Genomic DNA, 21,387 nt, shown 5'->3' with positions numbered 1-21,387 from the left:
CAATCAAGAGACAAGATTGCTTTCATTCGCTCTCAGTTCTTAAAAATATCTGCGTTTATCTGTGTTAATCTGCCTGACATCTGCGGTTGACGTATCAATCAAAGATTTATGTAAGAAGTCTAAGATGCAATGTTATTCTAGTTGCTCAGGCGTTACTGTATTCTAGTAAGTATTGTCAGGCTGAAATTATGATTGATGTTGGTTCGTTAGTTCGATCGCCCAGAAACGATTTGGGAGTCGGAAAAGTTGTTGAGGTATCGCGTACTGATGCCGTAGTTGAATATTTTTGCTCAGTTAAAAACCGCATCCGCAAAACTGTGCCTTTGGGCTTGCTGCAAGAAGCCAGACTTCAGCGCCAAACCCGCTGCTACCTCTGGAGTACAACTCAGGAAAGATGGATTATCGGTCGAGTTTATGACTGGGATGAAGATAAATTAGAGTACGAAATTGACCTGCCCGACAGCCAAAGTTTGCAAGCTGTCGAAAGCGAACTTTACGTTCGCTGCAATATCCCGATCGCCGATCCGATCGACATTTTAGCAGTCAAAGGCCAAGAAACGCCGTATTTTCACGATCGCCGATTGGCATTCGTTCAATCTGCGATCGAACAGCGGGCCGTCAGCCGCGGCATGACGGGTTTAATTTCTGCTAACATAGACCTCTATCCGCACCAAGTTGAAGTCGTCCGGCGCGTCCTAGAAGACCCTATCGTGCGCTATTTATTAGCCGACGAACCAGGGCTCGGAAAAACAGTAGAAGCCGGCACAATTCTCCGCCAATTCCTGCTAGATGAACCCAACGGACGCGCTGTGGTAATTGTTCCGAAATACCTGCTCGAACAGTGGCGGCAGGAGTTGGAAAATAAATTCTATTTGTCTCATTTCGCTGACCGAGTGCAGCTTGTGGCTGTTAGCGACATCAATCAAATTAGCCGCAACGCCAACCTAGATTTTCTGATTGTGGATGAAGCGCATGATGTGGCAGCAATGGCAAATTCGAGCGATCGCGCTCAGCAGCAGTCCTTTGAACTCTGTCAGAAACTAGCTCAGAAAAGCAAAAATGTATTGTTATTATCTGCAACGCCAGTTCTCGGCCGCGAGCAAGATTTTCTAACAATGCTGCACTTGCTAGATCCCACAACTTACCGTCTTGATGACCTGGAAAGCTTCAAAGAACAGGTGCGAAACCGTCAAGAAATCGGTGGCGCTTTGCTGGATTTCCGAGAAAATGCCAAGCCTGCTGTTTTGAAAACAAAACTCGCTCAACTTCGCACTATTTTTGCCAAAGATGATTATTTAATCGGATTAGCAACAGAGTTAGAAAGTTGTTTGAAAACTAAACAAACCGCAGAACAGGCTCGGCTTGTCCGAATTATTCGCACTCACGTTAGCGATACCTACCGCCTGCACCGCCGCATCCTTCGCAACCGCCGCGATGCAGTTGAAGATGTGATTTTCGATCGAGATGCTGTTCCTAAAACTGAGTACGATCTGAATGATGAACAGTGGTCTGAAATTCAAACCGTACTCGATAAATGGCGCACAGTCGCTCCCAAGTCGAGCGAATATCAGAGAATTTTCCTGCTGTTTTTCCGCGCTTCCGGTACTTGGCTGAATGTTTTAGAACGGGTTGTCAAAGCTCGTTTGCAGAAAAAATCGACTCCAGAACTCGATCGCGAATTTGGACAAAATGACACGGCAATCTTGACAAAAACGGCGCTGTTTCCCGAAGAAAGGGAAATACTGGAAACCTTGCTCAACACCCTGGAAAAGCCCCAGGAAGGACTCGATCGACTGAGTTTGTTACGAATCGCGATTCTCCGATTTCTGGCAGTTGCTTTGAAGGTTCCGCGCGAGTATCACAGCAAACCTCGCGATTTGCTGTCGAGAATTCAACAGCAAATTAAACGGCCGATTCCCGGCGAGCGTTTCCCGAAAATTGTGATTTTTACCAGTTTTACGGCAACTTGTAAAGAGATTGCGGAAAATTTAGCGAAAATCTTTGGTAAAAATGCGATCGCCAGCCATGAGACGAGCAAATCGGCTGATGATGTTGAGGCTAGTCTCAAGCGGTTTAAGACTGAACCGCATTGTTTTATCTTAGTGTGCGATCGATCGGCGGAAGTAGGGGTAAATCTACAAGTGACAGATTGGTTAGTTCACTTCGATTTGCCGTGGTTTCCCCATCAGTTAGAACAAAGACTCGGCAGAGTCGATCGCATTGGCAGCAAAATGGGAGTCCAATTTTGTTTGTTTGCAGGCCCGGATTTGCCGGAGAGTCCCCACGAAGCTTGGTTTCAAGTTTTAAAAGATGGGTTTGATATCTTCAACAAATCTATTGCCAGCCTTCAGTTTTATGCTGAGGAAAAACTTCTCCAACTTGAAGAAAAGTTGTTTGCTGAGGGAGGCAAGGGCTTATCCAGCGAAATTGAAGCGATTAAAACTGAAATCGAACAAGAGAAAATCAAAATAGACGAACAGTACGTTCTCGATGAAATTGATACTCTTGATGACAGCGCATCTCAGTATTTTGAAGCTCTCGACAACTGCGATGCTAAGCATAAAGAAATGCAGCGGGCTACTGAAGGTTGGTTGTGTCAAGCTCTTCACTTCAAACAAATCGAACATCCGAGTATATCGGGGTTGCTGCGCTATCAACCTACTCAAAAAACGTTGATTCCGTCGAACGATTTGAGAACCAGATTGATTCCTTATTGCCAGCAATATGGCAGTTACAATCGCCGCATTGCTTATCAGAATGCGGATGTCGCTCTTTACCGAATTGGTGAGGGATTGATCGATGCACTTGGCTCTTATATTCGCTGGGACGATCGCGGTCAAGCTTTTGCCATGTGGCGGCATGATGAAAGTTGGGATGCTGCGCCTGGGAAGGAGTGGTTCGGCTTTCAGTTTAATTATTCAATCCAGACTGATGTGCAGCCTGCCGAGCAAGTGTTGCAAGCACAAAACATCGAAAATTACAACTTAAAAGCTTTGCAGCGCCGCGCTGATTCTCTGTTTCTGCCAATTTTTGAAACTGTGTTTGTAGATGCTCGCAGCGAAGAAATGTCACTGGTGGAGGATGCGGAACTTCTGGCGATTTTGCAGCGGGCTTATAAGGGGAAAGGCGGGCCGAATCGGGATTACAATTTGTCGAAAAATCGCACGTCGCTGATTGACAGTTTTGTCGATCCGCTAGAATGGGATGATTTTTGTCAAAAGGGACGGGTGGTATCGGAGGAATTGCTGCGCGGGCGATCGGCTTTTGTGGAAATGTGCGATCGATCTGCTGTCACTGCTGCAATCCAACTCGAAAACCGGGTGAATCAATTGCAATTGCGGTTGAATCGACTTTCTAAATCAGAACAACTTTTAGAATCGGTTTTGGGTGAGGAAATCAGTACGGAAAGTATGTTGAGTGAAGCGGTTTTAGCTGGTATTCGCCGCCCAAACCTGACTCTCGAATCTGTGGGATTTATTGTGATTTCTGGGCGTCCTCCTGTAAAGTCGGAGGATGAAGGATAATTTGTTTGGGAGGGCGATCGCTCTTTTTGAGGGCGATCGCTCTTTTTGAACCGCAGATGCAGGCGGATAAACGGGGATGGACGCAGATGGATGGATGGGGGATGAGTCTTATCTAAACTGCGGAAGTGACAGCTATTTTTAGATTATGGGACTGCAAAAATGGTAAGATAAAAGCAGTAGTAATGAGTAGCAGTGATTTAGTTAAAAGCCACGGTTCGGCCTGACATCAAAGTGCGTCGATCGCATGGAAATTGAACCGCACAGCCAAAATGAAGAAGTCTCCGATAAAAATTCTGCTCGTAGAGGACGATGGAGGGCTGAGTGCAACACTGACCAATGTGTTGGAAGCAAATCATTACGGGTTCGATCGGGCAAATGATGGACAAGCGGGCCTAGACTTGGCAGCAGCAATTGAGTATGACCTGATTTTGTTAGACGTGCAGGTTGCCAAACTAGATGGAATTAGTCTATGTCGGCAACTGCGATCGCAAGGCTACTGCAAACCGATCCTGTTAATGACTGCAAAGGATTCAGATGCGGAGGTGGTGGCTCTTTTTGATGCGGGAGCCGATGATTACATCAGCAAGCCTTTTGCTACGGAAGTATTACTGGCAAGAATCAGAACTTTATTGCGACGCAGTAAAGCACTTTCCCCAGGAGGTTCTACTCAGAATTCACCGGCTAATACATTGACTTGGGGAGATCTTTGTTTAGATTTGGATTCTGGTAGAGTGACATTTTGCGAACAAATAATTTCACTGACAGCGACAGAATATAATCTGCTGGAATTATTACTGCGAAATCCCGATCGCATTTTTAGCCGCAGTGCTATTTTGGATCGTCTGTGGGGATTTGACGACGCACCAACCGATCGCGCTATTATCACTCATATTAAGGATGTCAGGAAGAAACTGAAGGCAGGCGGCTTAACTGAAGAAATTATCGAAACAATTTATGGCATGGGCTATCGACTGAAACCGTACCCCCAATCTGCGTCATCTAGTTCAAATAATCCTGGGATTCAGCGCCCCCAAAAACCTCAATCTCGCGGGATAGATAAGTCTGAGAGCGACAAAGTTTTAGAGCGGTTTCGGGGAGTATTCAACCAACAAATTGCTGTATTGGAACAGGCAAAAACTGCTTTTTTAGCAGGAAATTTAGAAACAGAATTACAGCAAGCGGCCAAACATGAAGCTCATAAATTGGCAGGATCTCTCGGATCTTTTGGTTATCCCGAAGGCTCGAAATTGGCACGCTCAGCAGAGCATTTACTAATAAACGATCGCTCTTTGACTGCTGAGGAAATTACCCGCTTTTCGGAATTGGTGACAGGATTACATCAGGAGTTAGACAAAACACCGATTACATCAACGGCTGCACCAGTTTCTACTATTTCAAATTTCAACTATCGGGTTTTGGTAGTTGATGATGATGCTGCATTAACGGAGCGATTGAAAGTAGAATCGGAAGCTTGGGGATTTCGGATGAAAATTGCGCCGAATATTACTGCTGCCCGATCGCGTCTTGCTTTGTCAATGCCCGATGTGATGTTACTGGATTTAAGCTTTGCAGAGACAGAGGAAGATGGATTAACGCTATTGCGAGAACTGACCGAGCGATCGCCTACTCTTCCTATAATCGTTTTTACCGGACGAGATAGTCTTGCCGATCGCTTGGCTGTATCGCGCTTAGGTGCTAAGCAATTTCTCCACAAACCTGCAACCACCGAGCAAATTTTTCGAGCCATCACCCGTGTTCTACCCAGTCCCAAAACTTCAGAAGCCAAAGTCTTAATCGTAGATGATGACCCTGTGATGCTGATTAAATTATCAGGGTTGCTGACTCCTTGGGGACTTGAGGTGACAAATCTCAAAGAACCACAGCAATTTTGGGAGGTGTTAATTAGCACTGAACCCGATTTAGTATTGCTGGATCTAGAAATGCCGATCGTCAGCGGCTTAGAATTGTGTCAGGTTGTCCGACAGGATATCCAATGGGAAAATTTACCGATTTTGGTGGTGACAGCCCATACCGATCCAGAATCTCTCCAACAAGCCTTTGCAGCCGGAGCCGATGATTTTATTACCAAGCCGATACTAGGGCCTGAATTAATCACGCGGGTACTCAGCCGAATCAAGCGCTCTCGTCCTTTACTGAAGCCTGGGAATACTTAAATAGAACTTACGCAGGAGGGCTAAGAACCCGGTTTCTGCCTCAATCTAAAAAATGTAATTAAGTAAGTAGATTAATGATAGAACATACTGATGAAAATTATGGGAAATGGCAACAACAGCCACAGCAAGTCCTGGCTAAAACAGCACTTTCTCTCTCCGCATCCCTCAAACTAGAAGATATTCTCAACACTACGGTCACGGATCTCAGAAACATTCTGCAATGCGATCGCGTAATTATCTTGCAATTTGCTCCAGACTGGAGCGGAAATGTGGTGGTAGAGTCAGTTGGTTCAGAATGGACAGCAATCTTATCCACTCAGATACACGATCCTTGCTTGGGTGAAAGCTATATCGAACCCTTCAAACAAGGCTTATTCACCTCTAAATCTGATATTTATACTGCCGGAATTGATACTTGTCACCGGGAATTCCTGGCCACTTTTCAAGTTAGAGCTAACCTGCTTGTTCCTATCCTTGAGGGAGAAGAACTTTGGGGATTATTGATTGCCCATCAGTGTGCAGAACCTCGCGAATGGCAAGCCTCAGAAATTGAACTCATGCGACAGCTAGCAACTCAAGCTGGAATTGCTATTCAGAAATCTGATTTATTTCCTCAAGTACAAACGGAACAGAGGGAGCGCCAACAAGCAGGAATTTCCTTACAACAACTCCATACTGAACTCGAACAACAAGTCATAGAACGGACAGCAGAACTCAGTGAAGTCAACCATAGCTTGCCACCCTATATCAATCAAGTTGAAGACCTCTATAATAATGCTCCCTGTGGCTATCATTCCCTAGATGCAGCAGGAACAATAATTATGATTAATGATACGGAACTGAAGTGGTTAGGCTATACCCGCGATGAAATTGTCCACCAAAAGAAATTTGTTGATTTAATGACCATTGAAACTAAAAATATTTTTTATCAAAACTTTCCCTTATTTAAACAACAAGGCTGGATTAACAATTTAGAACTTCAGATTTTAAATAAAAACGGAAAAATCATTTGGATAAACTTAAATGCTACAGCAATTTATGATGAAGCAGGTAACTTCATAATGAGTCGTTCTAGCGTATTTGATATCACCGATCGCAAATGTACTGAAGCAGCATTCCGCCAATATGAACGCATCATATTCAATACAAGAGATGGAATTGCGCTGATGAATATTAACTATATTTATCAAATAGCCAATCAAGGTTATTTGACTTGGTGCAACAAAACTGAAAGCGAAGTTGTAGGAAATTCTGTTAGGAATATCCTGGGTGCAGAGTTGTTTGATAACTTCATCAAGCCTCGCTTAGATAGATGTTTGGCGGGAGAAACAATTCAGTATGAAAAGTGGTTTGACTCTCCCAATTTAGTACGGCAATTTTTGAGCGTTACCTATACGCCTTTCCGTGATGCAGGTGAAAATATTTCCGGCGTCCTCGTCAGTCTACGGGATCTGACTCAACTCAAACAAAAAGAACAAATGCTGGATCTTCAGGCTGTCATTACCCGCAACATGGCAGAAGGCATTTGTTTAGTAAGAGCAGATAATGCAGCCATTGTCTATGCCAATCCTAAATTTGAGCAGATGTTTGGCTATGACTTTGGCGAACTCAACGGTCAGCACGTTTCGATTCTCAACTATGCCACCGAATCGGTCAGTCCTGAAGATGTAAATCAAGCCATTCGGTCTGCTGTTTTACAAAACAGTGAATTCAGCTATGAAGTTCAGAATGTCAAGAAAGATGGGACTCCATTTTGGTGCAGTGCCACTTGCTCTGTATTCAATCATTCCGAGTATGGCGATGTTCTAGTGGCTGTTCAGCAAGATATCACCGTAGCGAAGCACCTCGAAGAAGTTAGACAAGAGACGGAAGCAGCCTTACTACAAAAATCTAGAAAGGAAAATTTGCTCTGGAGGATTACTCAAGGAATTCGCCAATCTTTGGATCTGAATGCCGTTCTAAATACTGCTGTTACTGAAATTAGTGAGACATTACAAACAGATCGCACTGCCATTTACCGCTTTAATCCTGATTGGAGTGGTGATTTTCTCGTGGAGTCAGTTGGTGAGGGTTGGGTAAAACTGATAGGGAGCGATATTCAACAAAATTGTGCAGATACCTATTTGCAAGAAACTCACGGCGGTCGATTCCGCAATCATGAAAATTTTGTTGTTAACAATATTTACAGCGCTGAACTTCAACCCTGTCATATCGAGCTACTGGAACACTTACAAGCAAAAAGTTATGCAGTTTTCCCGATCTTTTTGAGAGAAACTCTCTGGGGTTTGTTAGCTATTTACCAAAATACGGCACCTCGTCAATGGCAATCGTGGGAAATAGAATTACTTGAACAGATTGCCAGCCAATTGTCGATCGCCATTCAGCAATCCCAACTCTACCGACAACTTCAGGTCGAACTGCAAGAACGTCAGCAAGCCGAAGCCACGATCCGAGAAGCCGAACGACGCTGGCGATCGCTCTTGGATAACGTGCAGTTGATTGTTGTCGGACTTGATCTCGATGCAAATATTAATTATGTTAATCCTTTCTTCTTAAAAATTACAGGATATACTCACCCAGAAGTTATGGGAAAGAATTGGTTTGAAAACTTTTTACCCCCTTCTAATCAACAATCGGTTCAAGTGGTTTTTTCGGAAGTTTTAGCCCATAACTATCATCCCTATTATCAAAATTTTATCTTAACCAAATCGGGGGAGGAACGATTTATTGCCTGGAACAATACCATGCTGCAAGATTCAGAGGGAAACATCATTGGAACTATCAGCATTGGGGAAGATATTACCGATAGACAAAAGCTAGAACACATTAAAAATGAGTTCATTGGTATTGTCAGCCATGAACTTCGCACTCCTTTGGCAGGAATTCAAATGTCATTAGGACTAATAAAAAGTGGGGTTTATGATAAAAAGCCCGAAAAATCTAAACGCATGATTGAAATTGCCCTCCTCGATACCAATCGATTAGTCCACCTGGTTAATGATATTTTAGATTTGGAGCGCCTAGACTCCGGGCGGACAATTGTTGAGAAAACCGTTTGCAAAGCTGCCGATTTGATGCAGCAAGCAGTAGATAGCATGCAGGCGATCGCTACTCAACAGCAAATCTCATTAATCGTTAACCCCACAGATGCAGAAGTCGGGGCAACAAGAGATGCGATCGTCCAAACCTTAACAAATTTGCTCAGTAATGCGATTAAATTCTCACCTGCCGATTCCACAATTCATCTGAGTGCCGAAAACCAGACAGACTTTGTACTGTTCCAAGTTAGCGATGGCGGGCGAGGCATTCCAGCAGATAAACTAGAACTCATTTTTGGGCGATTTCAGCAAGTGGATGCTTCTGACTCCCGCGAAAAAGGAGGCACCGGTTTAGGTTTAGCAATTTGTCGTAGTATTGTTGAGCAGCATGGCGGCAAAATCTGGGCGGAAAGTATCTTAGGTGAAGGCAGCACATTTTGCTTCACCCTACCCTTAGCCACCGTTGAATAACGCTGAGATTAATCTGTACCATAAATCCCGAATTCACAATCTCCAATCCAAAATGCCATGACAGACAGACAAATTCTAGTTGTTGACGATGAAGAACACCTTCGGGAACTTGTGCAGGCTTGCTTAGAAGATTTAGGCGGATGGGAAACAGTGGGGGCAGGATCGGGAGAGGAATGTTTACAAATACTGCAAATAGAACAACCCAACGCTATTTTGCTGGATGTATCTATGCCGGGAATGGATGGGTTTGCTGTGTACGAGCTCCTGCAGTCCGATCCGATTACCCGATCGATTCCAGTGATTCTGCTGACAGCGAAAGTTTTGCCCAGCGATCGGGCTAAATTTGCCCAGATGGCGGTAGCTGGAGTAATTGCCAAACCGATCGAACCCATCACCCTGACGGAAGAAGTAGCAGAGATTTTGGGATGGGATGAATAACTTTCACCATTTTTGTGAAGTTTTGTAACAATAACCGAATCTTTACCAATTCCTTACCGTTGTTATTTAGTCTCCTGTTATGCAGCTAAAAGTTCTTTGCATTAGGAGGAGACTAAATGAATGCTTTTCAGGCTTTGAATGATATAAATCAGGATCTCGCAGTTTCATTTTCCGGTTTGCCCACTGGTTGTCAGCAATCCACACTTTGGATTGATCATACAGAGGAAACACCGATCGCAGGTATTACAATTCAAGAAAAGGATATGACTCTTATCCTTAAAGTTCACATTTCTGACATTCATCTTGTCAAATTGAATCTCCACATCACTCCAGAAACTGTTTTAATTCAAGGTCAACCTACCGAAGCTGCTGGAGTAGAAGGTTATTTCCTTCCTAGTCAATTTCAAAGTCTCATCCCGTTGCCCCACCCCGTACATCCTGAAATTTATGGGACTGAAATACACTCGGATGGTTTAACCATTCAGCTTGCTAAAAAGTTGAGAACTCCGCCATCCCAAGTTCGGATTCAAGTCTTAAATACACATTTTTAAGCAATTGCTTAAAAATGTGTATTTAAGGCCAAATTGGCAACCGAACAATTGATTTCTAATCAACCCAAATAAAATGAACACTTTGCAACTAGCTAATTATGAGGGCAGTCTCCTGCCAGAAAGCAAGATGATAGGGAAACAAATTCTCATCGTTGATGACCAAGAACACCTCCGTGAACTGGTACAGTTGTGCCTGGAAGACCTCGCGGGATGGAACACCCTGGTGGCCGAATCAGGACAAGAATGTTTACAAATCCTACAAACCGAACGACCTAACGCTATTTTGCTGGATGTATCAATGCCGGGAATGGATGGGTTTGCTGTGTACGATCGTCTCCAATCCAATCCCATTACTCGATCAATTCCAGTGATTCTGGTGACAGCAAGAGTTTTGTCAACCGATATGGCTCAATTTGCCGAAATGGGTGTTGCTGGGGTAATTCGCAAACCATTTGAAGTCACTACCCTGCCGGGAAAAGTGGCAGAGATTTTGGGATGGGATGATTGACACTTCCCGGTATGGCAGACGCAGGATTCTTAAGACTTTACAATCTTAATATCCCTATTGATAGGCTTGCCAAACTCACCCTAGGGCGTGACTACCCCGCCAAAAACCCAGACATGGCTACTATTTTACAGGCTTTTGTTTAATAAAACATGAAGCATTTGCAAGGTATCTGTATGACTACAAACATACTTTTAGTAATTCACAAAAATCAGAATATAGGCGAGGTAATCCAGGCTTGCTTGACTGATTTGGTAGGTTGGAACGTGGAAGTTGCTAGTTCGAGTGAAGAATGCTTGCGACAAGCAAGTTTCTATCAGCCAGAGGCGATTATTTTGGATGTTGCTATCGGCGAAATTGATGCCTTGCTATTTCTCAAACAACTAAAAACCCAACCAGAAACCCAAGGAATTCCGGTTCTGCTGGTAACTCTCAAAGCCAAATGATCCGATTTACAACAGAGTTGGTTACACAAATCTCAACTTGCAGCAGCGATCGTCAATTCTCTCAAGCCAACTATGCTTACCGTTGAGATAGCGAAGGTTTTGGGTTGGGATTTAGACTGAGTATCCTCTGTGGGAATCTGGGGGTTGTTGGATACAATTTCTCTCAGTTATTGCTACTTTTACGAAATATTTCGATTTGCATCAATTCCTTAACAAGCTTGTATTCTTTACCAAATCTTTACTTCTTACCTCTACATTCATAGAGTGGCTGCTTCCAGCCAGCTTACAGCGCTTGGCAACAAGAGACTAATACACTTTCGATAAAAAAGAGGTTTTTATGACAAGCTGTCCTTGCTGCACGAATCAACTGCTGCGTCACATTCGCCAAGCTCAATTATACTGGTTTTGCCGTCAGTGTTGGCAAGAAATGCCTGTTTACAGTCTTAACAGCTACGGTTCATCGAGCTCTATAAATGTAGTTAGAGAGTTAAGGATTAAGAAGCAATTTTCTTCAGAGGCGATAGTTTAAAGGTTAAATTCCATCGCACAGGCGTGACACCCGTGCCACAATTGAGGCGGATGAATAAAAGGGATCTCGCACTTACGGGCTAAACCTCTTCAAAAATTGCGCCTCGCTGCTGTAGATTCACCTGCATCTCCTCCTCCATTCCTGAATTGTTCCCAAACCTCGCTGACTCGACATTCGCACCGCTGAAATTAGTATTTGTTAAGTTCACTTCCAGCAGATTTGCGCCGCTCAAATTGGCACCGCTGAGGTTAGCTAAAGCTAGACTTGCTTTGTGCAAATCTGCACCGCTTAGATCGGCATTTCCTAAGAAAGCGCCGCTCAAATCTGCCCCGCCGAATTTGGCATTTTGCAGGCTGGCGTCGCTGAAATCGGCATCGTTTAAGGTTGCACCCCGGAAATTTACCCGATCGAGATTTGCGCTGCTAAAATCCACTGCACTTAAAGTCGTTCCGCGCAAGCTGCTACCCGCGAAATCTAGTGCTGGATTGAGATTGGCGATTTTTGCCAACTCCACAAAATTGTCGGTTTCAGCCGAGATAATGCGATCGACCATTTCCTGCAATTCCGATTCAGCTTCCGGGACAATTTTCAGTTCGCGCGGTTCAACCGGAGGTAAATTGTAGGACAATAGCGCCCAACTGAGGGCAGGTTGGAGTTTATGTTTTTGTAGGTATACAGTCAGGATTCTTTCTAAAATAGAATGTTGATTTGGCGTGATCTCGTGCGGCCACAAACCCTCCGCATCTGTGAGATTAATATCTTCTTTAGCAACCTCAAAAGCGGCTGCCACCCGAAATTCTTTGCCAGAAATTTCTCCCAGCTTAGCATTTTTTAGCAAACCTTTTAATACTGATTTGCCCTGTTCTACTGAAAAAATCCAAGCTGGCGTTGTATCATCGCTGATTGTGGAAACGTGACAAAATATGCTCTCTGTCTCCTTAATTTTTTCCGCCTTCTCCCCGCCCTGAACTCCCCGCTGAGTTTCGGTTACTAAATTTTCTGCACTGCTTTGAATAGCCAGGGTTTCTTCAATTGGCAAAAGCTTAAAAGAACCGACTAACTGACGAGATGCTACGGGAATCTTGCAGTTTTCTAGATGGAGTTTGAGGATTCCGCCTTGCAGACCAAATTTGACGCGACCGCCGAGCAGCGGTTCCCAATGCTCGTTAAAATTTAGGCTCAAGTGAATGTCTAGCTGCTGGGTTTGGGCTGCAACCGATGGAAGTGGAATTGCTTCTAATTGCATCCACAAGCAATCTGGGTATTTGTTTTGAGACTCTAGCGATCGCATATCGGGTAGAATTGCTGGCACTACCAGCCTGTAATTGATATTTAAATTAGTTTATTATTTCTATTTTATCACAATACAGCTTTTTTTTGTGGACAAGATTGTAAATTTTGTTTAATTCGATCCGCAACTCATTGGTTTTGCTGGATTTGGCTTTTCACCCAATTCCGAAATGCTTTCACTAATTCCAAATAGTCCATTGTTTCTGCTTGTTCCAAAAATCTAACAATCTCTAATATCGGTAAGCTGGGAAATGCTAAACTGATCTCGCCCTCAACGTATTCTCCATTTTCTAATCTGTTGATTCTGAGCCGCGATCCATTATAAATCCAAACTTCCGGCACTCCCAGATCCGCATAAACCTGCAAGCTATTTTCCGAACGGCTGGTAATATCAATTTCTACCACTAAATCGGGCGGCGGATCTTGATTCATGTCGATTCTTTTTTTGCCTTTAACTGCACTAACATTTTGGATGTAAAAACATTCATCAGGTTCTACACCGCTAAGTTCAGGACGCTTGAAAGTTGTGGAACCAAGAGGCTCAATTCTCACCTCTAATTCTTCCGCTAAGGTTTCAACAAATCGACCCATTATTGTTTTGAAACGTTCGTGTTCGGGAGAAGGTACCATAATTTTCAAATTGCCGCGATTATATGTCAGTCGAATTTGCCGATCGCCGATTTCGGCAAGCAAAGTTTCGTAGGTTTGCCAACTGATACCCGATAGCTCGACAATTTGTTCGGGTGGAGCGAGAGTTTTAGCTGTCATAGTGCTACTTTGGTGAAGAGTTCGTAGGCGCAAGCTGGGGCGTAGCCATCGCACTTTTGCATTATATCATCGAAGGAAGCCTAGACTGGAAATACCGAAGACAAATCCAGAGATAACTCGAAAAAATCAGGAATTACCACCGTCTGATTTGGCAAAACAACTCGTTGCAATTGATAACTATAACTTCCGTTTTGTTTCCGATAAGGTTCGCTGTGCATTTCCAGTTCATTATCAACCAAATTAAATATCCAATAATTAGAAATCCCAGTCTCAGCATAGAGAGACAACTTGGTTATCCGATCGTACTTTAAAGTAGAATCAGAAACCTCAATTACCAACAAAATATCCGCAGGCTGCGGGTGAGAAGATAAATAACGCTCGGCTCGATTGCGGGCAATCACAACATCAGGCTCTGGTTCGCTATCCTCAGACAAAATAATTGGCTCTTGACCGCGCACGATCGCTCTTTTTCGCAGCAGCGGGTACAATTCTCCTAACAGTAGCGAATTACAAACAGAGTGAAACGTACTTTTAGTAGCCTTGAGGATAATTTCTCCGCGAATCAATTCAACTCGTTCATCGGGGGCGAAAAATCCCAGTTCTTCCAAACGGTGATATTCTGCGATCGAGAATCGTTTTGCAGTTACGGCAGTCATAGCTTTTCTTACCCTCTACAATTACCAACCTTTCCAATTAATTCTACTCAAAAATCCCGCCCCGTGCCGTCAATTCAACCTTCAGGGCATCCGAAATTCCCAAACAACAAAAAAACTTTGCATTTTTTACTACTGTATTTGTCAAATCAGCGCGACTCAAATCAGCACCGTTTAAATTCGCTCCACTCAAATTAACACCGCTTAAATCAGCATTCTTGAAATCAGTATTTGTCAAATTTGCATTTACTAAAATCGCATTCGGTAAATAAGCACTGCTCAAATTGGCGCCGGTTAAATTTGCACCGCTCAAATTCGCCCGGGGCAGCTTTGTCCGCAAATCAGCACCGCTCAAATTGGCGCTGCTGAGTTCAGCATCCCGCAAATTAGCATTGCACAAATTAGCATCAATTAAAATAGCAGCGCTCAGCAAAGCACCGCTGAGATCTGCCAAAGTCAAATCTGCGCCTCGGAGGTTGGTTTCGCGCAAATCCGCACCGTTAAAATCAGTGTAGTGCAAGTCAAAACCGCTTAAATTAGCCCCAGCAAAATCCTCAATCGGATTCAAACCAACTGTTTCTGCAAGTTGTAAAAAACTCTTATTTTTATCAATTAAAAACAGTTCCCGGACGATCGCCAATTGCTCCTGTCGGTACTGGTTAGCCTTCTCGTAATCGGCTAAATACTTGTAACCCAGCTTCAAATACTTGAGAGCATTGCGCTCAATGCGATCGTCCTTGCTGGTGCGCGCGATCGACAACTGCTGGTGATAGCATTCGATCGCACCAGGCAAATCTCCCTTAGCATCGTAAGCTAGCGCCAAATTGCCCAAAGTTTCCAATTCAGAGCGCCCGTCGCCAGTGTCCCGCGCGATCGCCAAACGCTGCTGCTGGTAATCAATAGCACCAGAAAAATCCTCCAGAGCACAGCAAGCATTGCCCAGATTTCCCAAAGCATTAGCCTCGCCCCGGCGATCGCGAATTTCCCGCGCTAACACCAAATGCTGCTGGTAGCAGTCGATCGCCTGAGCATAATTTCCCAGCGCTTCGTAAGCTACGCCCATATTACCCAGCGCCGCACCCGATCGCCGCTTATCGTCCATTGAGCGATACAGCGCCAGCGCTTCCTGCCAAGAATTCAGCGCCGCCTCAAATTGACGCGCCTGATATTGCGAAATCCCCTGCTTGATTAGCTCGCTAGCTTGTTCGCTCATAATGTCAAAATTAGTTAATAACTAAAATTGATATTAATCGACTCAAAGCGGTAATTGCTAATCGGTAATCGGGAATCGGGGATCGGTATGGTTAATCCCCTCCCCCATCCGTATTTTCACGTCCGTGCAAAAAAAAAGACAAAAAAAGAGAGAGCTACCTAAGTAACTCTCTCTGCCATCAGGGTGCATCTACATAACACAATATAACACGGTCGGGATGAGGGGTGTCACCCCCAAACGTGAAGATGTTGTAAAGAAATGTAGATTAATTATAAAGTTACGATCCAGGGATCGCGGCGAGCTCAGGAAAAACCGATCGCCCGCCGCTGTATCCGCTACACGACCCCCTTAACAACTGCTTAGCCTGCGCCGTTAAGCTTCGCCGCCAGCAGCTCATTGGTCAGTTTGGGATCGGCCCGGCCGCCCGTTTCCTTCATCACCTTGCCGACAAAAAAGCCCAGCAGCTTAGTTTTACCGGCTCGGTACTGTTCGAGCTCCTTGGGATTGGCTGCCAACACCGCATCAATCGCTCGATCGATCGCCCCAGTATCCGAAATTTGAATCAAACCCTTACTCTCAACGAACTTCTGAGGCGAACCACCGTTTGCCAGCAACTCCGGCAAAATATCCTTAGCGATTTTGCCACTGATCGTACCGGCCTCAATTAGCCCCAGCAGTTCGGCTAAATCCTGCGGTTGGAAAGGAATTTCTGCGATCGCCAGTTTTTCATTTTTCAGATAAGCAGTAATATCGCCCATCACCCAATTCGCAGCTTGTTTAGCCACAGCACCGGCGGCGATCGATTTTTCAAAATACTCCGCCACCGCTTTGTCGTCAGTCAGCACCCGCGCGTCGTAAGGAGAAAGACCGAGCTCAGTTTCGTAGCGATTGCGCTTTTGGGCTGGCAATTCCGGCAGTTGAGCTTTCCAATCCTGCAATTGCTCGGCCGAAACTTTGATCGGAGGCAAATCTGGTTCCGGGAAATACCGGTAATCGCTTGCGCCTTCCTTAACCCGCATACTGAAAGTACACTGCTTGTTTTCATCCCAAAGCCGCGTTTCTTGGACGATGGTTTCGCCATTTTCCACAGCTTGAATTTGCCGCTCGATCTCATAATCGATCGCCCGTTCGATCGCATTAAAAGAGTTCATATTTTTAATTTCCACCTTCGTGCCGAACTCTTTTCTGCCCACGGGGCGCACCGAAATATTCACGTCGCACCGGAGCGAACCTTCCTGCATATTCCCGTCGCCAACACCGATGTAGCGCACGATCCGGCGCAATTCTTGACCGTATTCGGCAGCTTCCGCGCCCGATCGCAAATCCGGTTCCGAAACAATTTCGATTAGAGGCACACCGGCGCGGTTGTAATCCACCATTGAATAAGTTGAACCGCTGAGCCTATCGCTGCCGCCGTGAACCAATTTTCCGGCATCTTCCTCCATGTGCAAGCGAGTGATACCGATTTTTTTTCTAGTAGAATTTCCAGTCTCATCCACCAGTTCAATTTCTAGCCAACCGTTAGTAGCGATCGGCAAATCGAACTGAGAAATTTGATAATTTTTAGGCAAATCGGGATAGAAATATTGCTTGCGGTCAAACTTACTGTAAGGTGCGATTTCGCAGTTGAGAGCCAGCCCTGCTTTCACCGCATACTCCAGCACTTTTTGATTTAATACTGGCAATACTCCCGGCATTCCCATACAAATTGGGTCAATGTTAGTATTTGGGGCATTGCCAAATTCTGTAGAAGAACTGGAGAAAATTTTAGTATTCGTACTCAATTGACAATGAGTTTCGAGACCGATAATGGCTTCGTACTGAGTTTGGTTTTTTATCGAAGAGGGTGCAGCAGCAGTCATAAGCGATTTAAAAGACTGAATAACTTTAGATTTTATTTTAGCTTTTTATTGACCAAAGTGATTGGAGAGTATTTGTAGGTAGGGGCGGTTTCATTGGTGTCTACAAGCGCGTCAAACCCTGAGTTCAGCAGGTTTAAACCCCTGCCGGACTTGGATAAAGCGTGTTTAGTTGAGACAAATGGGGATCTGCATAGGCAACGCCGTGCTACAGATTCGCGATCGACCCAAGCCCGCAGCCACGCCGATCTCCTTTTGAGCGCCCCCAAACAACAACTCTGTGCAAAAATATACTTACCGCCTGCTCCTGCCCGCACCCTTCCCTTACCCAGGAGAGTTTTAGATCCATCCACCACAATTGCTGATCAATGTACACCCCAAATCCTTTTACTGGCAGTATTTAATAACGCCCGCCGCCTCCAACGATCTGCTCCACGCACAGACTAAAAATTAAAAATGTATAATTTAACAGGAAATTACATATTTTTAATTTTTAAGCTTTAATTTTGAATTCTAAAAGTAACACTTGCCTAAGTGTAAAACCTATGCCTGAAATTCCAGTAGAAAGTGCCACACTGTTTCAGAACAGCATCACTGAGCTAGAGCAGGCGGAATCAGCCCTCGAACTCGCTTGGAACGAACTCGAAAAACAAACAGCAGAAACCATTGCTGACATTGCCAAAGCCGGCTCAGCAAACACACAGGAAATTAGCGATCGCTTGGCCGGCGCGAAGCAACTCCGGCAGCAACTTCAAACTCAAATAAAAAAAGCCAACTCGCGGCGGGAATTTCATCTAGAAAACTCGCCCCTGGCAGTTGTAGAGTGGGACAGCGAATTTCGGGTAATGCGGTGGTCGCCAATGGCAGAACAACTATTTGGCTGGAGTGCAGCAGAAGTAATCGGCAAATACTGGCACGAATGGTCAATAGTTCATCAAGAAGACTTCGAGCAAGTGTGCGGCGTCACAAATCAACTGTTACACAGCAGAGAAACCCGCAACATTTGCCGCAACCGCAACTATACCAAAGATGGCTCGGTAATTTACTGCGAATGGTACAATTCTGCACTCCAAGATGAATCGGGAAGAGTAGTTTCTATTCTCTCTTTTGGCAGAGACATAACCGATTGCCACCGCATTCAAGAAGAACTGCACCGGCGCGAACAAGCTTTCAGCACCCTAGCGGAAAATGCGACCGATATCATCGCCAGGTTTGATAGAGAATTCCGCCACCTTTACATCAACCACGCAGTAGAATTAGCAACCGGAAAAACCCCCGCCGAATTAATTGGCAAGAGCAACAGAGAATCAGGAATGCCACCACACTTGTGCGACCTGTGGGAGGACACTTTTTTGAAAGTTTTTGGCACCGGAAAACAAGAAACCATAGAATTTGAGTTTCCCACTCCCGAGGGCATAAAACATTACCACTGTCGAGTTATTCCCGAGTTTACTGAAGATAATTCAGTAGAAACAGTTTTATCCATAGCCCGGGATATTACTGAACTAAAACAAGTGGAATCCCAGTTGCGACAAAGCGAATTTAAATTTAGAACAATAGTTGATTCTAACATGATCGGTCTAATCTTTTGGGACATTAATGGTCCCATTATAGATGCCAACGCCGCTTTTTTAAACACGGTAAAATATACGCGGGACGATTTGCTTGCCGGAAGAATTAACTGGCAAGAAATGACACCGCCAGAATACGTGCGTTTAGACACAGAAAAAGTTGCCGAACTGAGGGCTAGAAATACCGTTATTCCCTTTGAAAAAGAATTTATGCGCTCCGATGGGAGCCGCGCTCCGGTGATGCTGGGCAGCACATTTTTAGAACGAACGCAGCAGTTAGGAGTCAGTTTTGTGCTGGATTTAAGCGATCGCAAGCAGGCAGAATTGGAACTGCAAAAACATCAGCAACTTTTAGAGAGTATTGTTACAACTATACCTAACTTTCTCTACATTTACGATGCAGTAGAAAACAAAAATATTTATGCCAATGAATCGGTCACAGCCATGCTGGGATACACTCCCCAAGAATTGCAAGATTTGGGTACAGACGCTGTGGCTAAGTTGGTTCATCCCGATGATTTGTTAGAGCTAATTACAGGTAGGGAGCGGCTCAAACACAGCAGCAATACCCATGAAACGCATGACATAGACTACAGAATAAAACACAAAAATGGGGAATGGCGCTGGGTGCACGATCGCTCTAAAATTTTTAAAAGAACCCCAGACGGACAAATTGTACAATTTATCGGTTCCGTACTCGATATCAGCGATCGCAAACAAGCCGAAGAATCATTAAAACAGCAAAAAGAACTGCTGCAAACTATATTCGACAACGTGCCTGTCATGCTCGCATTCTTGGGAAGCAGCGGTGAAGTAAACTGGGTAAACCGCCACTGGGAACAAGTGCTCGGCTGGAGTTTGGCGGAAACCAAAGACCGCGATATCTTGGCGGAATTTTATCCGCAGCCAGAATACCGTCAATACGTTTTGGAGGAAATCCAAGCAGCAAATCAGAACTGGAGCGACTTCAAAACACAAGTTAGAGACGGGCGAATTATCGACACTTCTTGGGCAAATGTTCGTCTTTCGGACGGCAGGTGTATCGGCATTGGTCAAGATATCACCGAACGCAAACGAGTAGAATCTGAACTTAAAGAACTCAACGAAACTTTAGAAGCTCAAGTTGCCCAGCGTACCGCAGAATTAGAGACTTTTTTTGATGCTTTGCCGGACTACATTTATGTTGTAGAACGGGACAATATGCGCTTGTCTTTTGTCAACCATCCCCTTGCAGAATTTTCCGGCTTCTACAGCAGGCAGCAGATGCAGGGCAAAACTATTTTTGAGTGCTATCCCCGCGAACTCACAGAACGATTTAGGCAGGAAAATTTGCACATATTTGAATCGGGCAAAACTCTGCACTACCAGGAAAAATTTGTGAGGCCGGGTGGCAATGCTTACTTCGACACGTTTAAAATTCCGCTGAGAAATCTCAACGGCGAGGTTTATGCTTTAATTGGCACTGCTCGCGATATCACTGAGTTGGTAGAGACAAAACAAGCTTTGTCAGAACGCACAGAGCAATTAGAAGCTGCCAATCAAGAATTAGAATCTTTTTCTTACTCAGTTTCCCACGACTTGCGCGCACCTTTGCGACACATTTCAGGTTTTGTAGAAGCGTTGAAGCAGCGGCTAGAATTAACTGAGGCTTTGAGCGATCGCAAAATAGTTCACTATATGGAAGTAATTGAAGAAAGCAGCCAAAAAATGAGCCTGTTGATTGACGGTTTGCTCGCCCTATCGCGGGTGACTCGCACCGAGTTGAGGCAAATTCCGATCGATCTGAGCCGTTTGGTACAAAATGCGATTAAATTGACTAAACCACCAACTGTCGCAGATCCGGCCCAAACTCCCCACAGCGTTGAATTTACCGTCGGAGATTTGCCAACTGTAATGGGAGATCCAACCTTGCTGCAACAGGTGTTCAGCAACTTGATTAGCAACGCCGTCAAGTTCAGTCGCCGACGCACTCCAGCTACAATAGTTATTGAGGGTTTACCGGATGGGACGATTTTTGTCAAGGATAACGGGGTGGGTTTTCCAATGGAATATGCCGATCGCCTGTTTGGAGCCTTTCAGAGGCTGCACTCCCAGAGAGAATTTGAAGGTACGGGCATCGGTTTGGCGATCGTCCAGCGGATTATTCACCGCCACGGCGGCACGGTTTGGGCCGAAAGCCTACCTAGTCAAGGAGCCACGTTTTACTTTAAACTAGGGCAAACAATCTCAAACGGTAGTATAGATTCGTAAATTAAGTGTATAAGAGTTTTAAATTCAAAATTTAAAACTCTTATACACTTAAATAAGTCACAATCGGTGAGAGCATCAGAATTTTGGTATGACAGGAGTGTTCACTG

The 21,387-nt window shown here is 44.6% G+C and carries 14 protein-coding genes; 9 read left to right on the top strand and 5 right to left on the bottom strand.

All coding sequences use genetic code 11. The features are described from left to right. The first annotated feature begins 188 nt into the window (after window positions 1–188). The 8 genes from dpdE (at window position 189) to QUA77_RS06115 (ending at window position 11,676) form a co-directional block, all read left to right on the top strand. Entirely contained in the window at window positions 189–3,524 is a 3,336-nt protein-coding gene (dpdE, locus tag QUA77_RS06150) for a protein DpdE (protein ID WP_333449571.1), read from the top strand. A 269-nt stretch (window positions 3,525–3,793) separates the two neighbouring features. Then, complete coding sequence (locus QUA77_RS06145; RefSeq protein WP_333449570.1) at window positions 3,794–5,698, top strand: response regulator; 1,905 nt, start codon at window positions 3,794–3,796, stop codon at window positions 5,696–5,698. A 74-nt stretch (window positions 5,699–5,772) separates the two neighbouring features. Next, window positions 5,773–9,207, top strand: a complete 3,435-nt coding sequence (locus QUA77_RS06140; protein ID WP_333449569.1) for a PAS domain S-box protein — start codon at window positions 5,773–5,775, stop codon at window positions 9,205–9,207. A 57-nt stretch (window positions 9,208–9,264) separates the two neighbouring features. After that, a complete protein-coding gene (locus QUA77_RS06135) occupies window positions 9,265–9,645 on the top strand; it encodes a response regulator (protein WP_333449568.1) in 381 nt (126 codons plus the stop codon). A gap of 116 nt (window positions 9,646–9,761) precedes the next feature. Next, window positions 9,762–10,196 carry a hypothetical protein gene (locus tag QUA77_RS06130; RefSeq protein ID WP_333036536.1) on the top strand — a complete coding sequence of 145 codons (435 nt, stop codon included), beginning with the start codon at window positions 9,762–9,764 and terminating at the stop codon, window positions 10,194–10,196. Window positions 10,197–10,323: 127 nt separating this feature from the next. After that, entirely contained in the window at window positions 10,324–10,704 is a 381-nt protein-coding gene (locus tag QUA77_RS06125) for a response regulator (RefSeq protein ID WP_333449583.1), read from the top strand. A 173-nt stretch (window positions 10,705–10,877) separates the two neighbouring features. Next, a complete protein-coding gene (locus tag QUA77_RS06120; protein WP_333449567.1) occupies window positions 10,878–11,147 on the top strand; it encodes a response regulator in 270 nt (89 codons plus the stop codon). Between the two features lie 337 nt (window positions 11,148–11,484). Next, window positions 11,485–11,676: a hypothetical protein gene (locus tag QUA77_RS06115; protein ID WP_333449566.1), complete on the top strand. Its 192-nt coding sequence runs from the start codon at window positions 11,485–11,487 to the stop codon at window positions 11,674–11,676. A 79-nt stretch (window positions 11,677–11,755) separates the two neighbouring features. Here the strand turns inward: QUA77_RS06115 and QUA77_RS06110 are convergent, their stop codons facing one another. The 5 genes from QUA77_RS06110 to gatB form a co-directional block, all read right to left on the bottom strand. Further along, on the bottom strand, window positions 11,756–12,988 hold the full coding sequence (locus QUA77_RS06110; RefSeq protein WP_333449565.1) for a pentapeptide repeat-containing protein: 1,233 nt from the start codon (window positions 12,986–12,988) through the stop codon (window positions 11,756–11,758). A 107-nt stretch (window positions 12,989–13,095) separates the two neighbouring features. Beyond that, window positions 13,096–13,734: a Uma2 family endonuclease gene (locus tag QUA77_RS06105; protein WP_333449564.1), complete on the bottom strand. Its 639-nt coding sequence runs from the start codon at window positions 13,732–13,734 to the stop codon at window positions 13,096–13,098. 80 nt (window positions 13,735–13,814) lie between these two features. Further along, the gene (locus tag QUA77_RS06100) at window positions 13,815–14,390 is read right to left on the bottom strand and encodes a Uma2 family endonuclease (protein ID WP_333449562.1); all 576 of its coding nucleotides are present in this window, start codon (window positions 14,388–14,390) and stop codon (window positions 13,815–13,817) included. Window positions 14,391–14,433: 43 nt separating this feature from the next. Beyond that, window positions 14,434–15,600 carry a pentapeptide repeat-containing protein gene (locus QUA77_RS06095; RefSeq protein WP_333449561.1) on the bottom strand — a complete coding sequence of 389 codons (1,167 nt, stop codon included), beginning with the start codon at window positions 15,598–15,600 and terminating at the stop codon, window positions 14,434–14,436. 359 nt (window positions 15,601–15,959) lie between these two features. Continuing rightward, on the bottom strand, window positions 15,960–17,462 hold the full coding sequence (gatB, locus tag QUA77_RS06090) for an Asp-tRNA(Asn)/Glu-tRNA(Gln) amidotransferase subunit GatB (protein WP_333449560.1): 1,503 nt from the start codon (window positions 17,460–17,462) through the stop codon (window positions 15,960–15,962). Window positions 17,463–18,004: 542 nt separating this feature from the next. Here gatB and QUA77_RS06085 point away from each other — a divergent pair. Continuing rightward, window positions 18,005–21,280, top strand: a complete 3,276-nt coding sequence (locus QUA77_RS06085) for a PAS domain S-box protein (protein ID WP_333449559.1) — start codon at window positions 18,005–18,007, stop codon at window positions 21,278–21,280. The last annotated feature ends 107 nt before the right edge of the window (window positions 21,281–21,387 follow it).

The sequence above is a fragment of the Microcoleus sp. K5-D4 genome, from assembly GCF_036704575.1.
Taxonomy (GTDB): Bacteria; Cyanobacteriota; Cyanobacteriia; order Cyanobacteriales; family Microcoleaceae; genus Microcoleus.
This window is presented reverse-complemented; position numbering and strand designations above follow the sequence as displayed.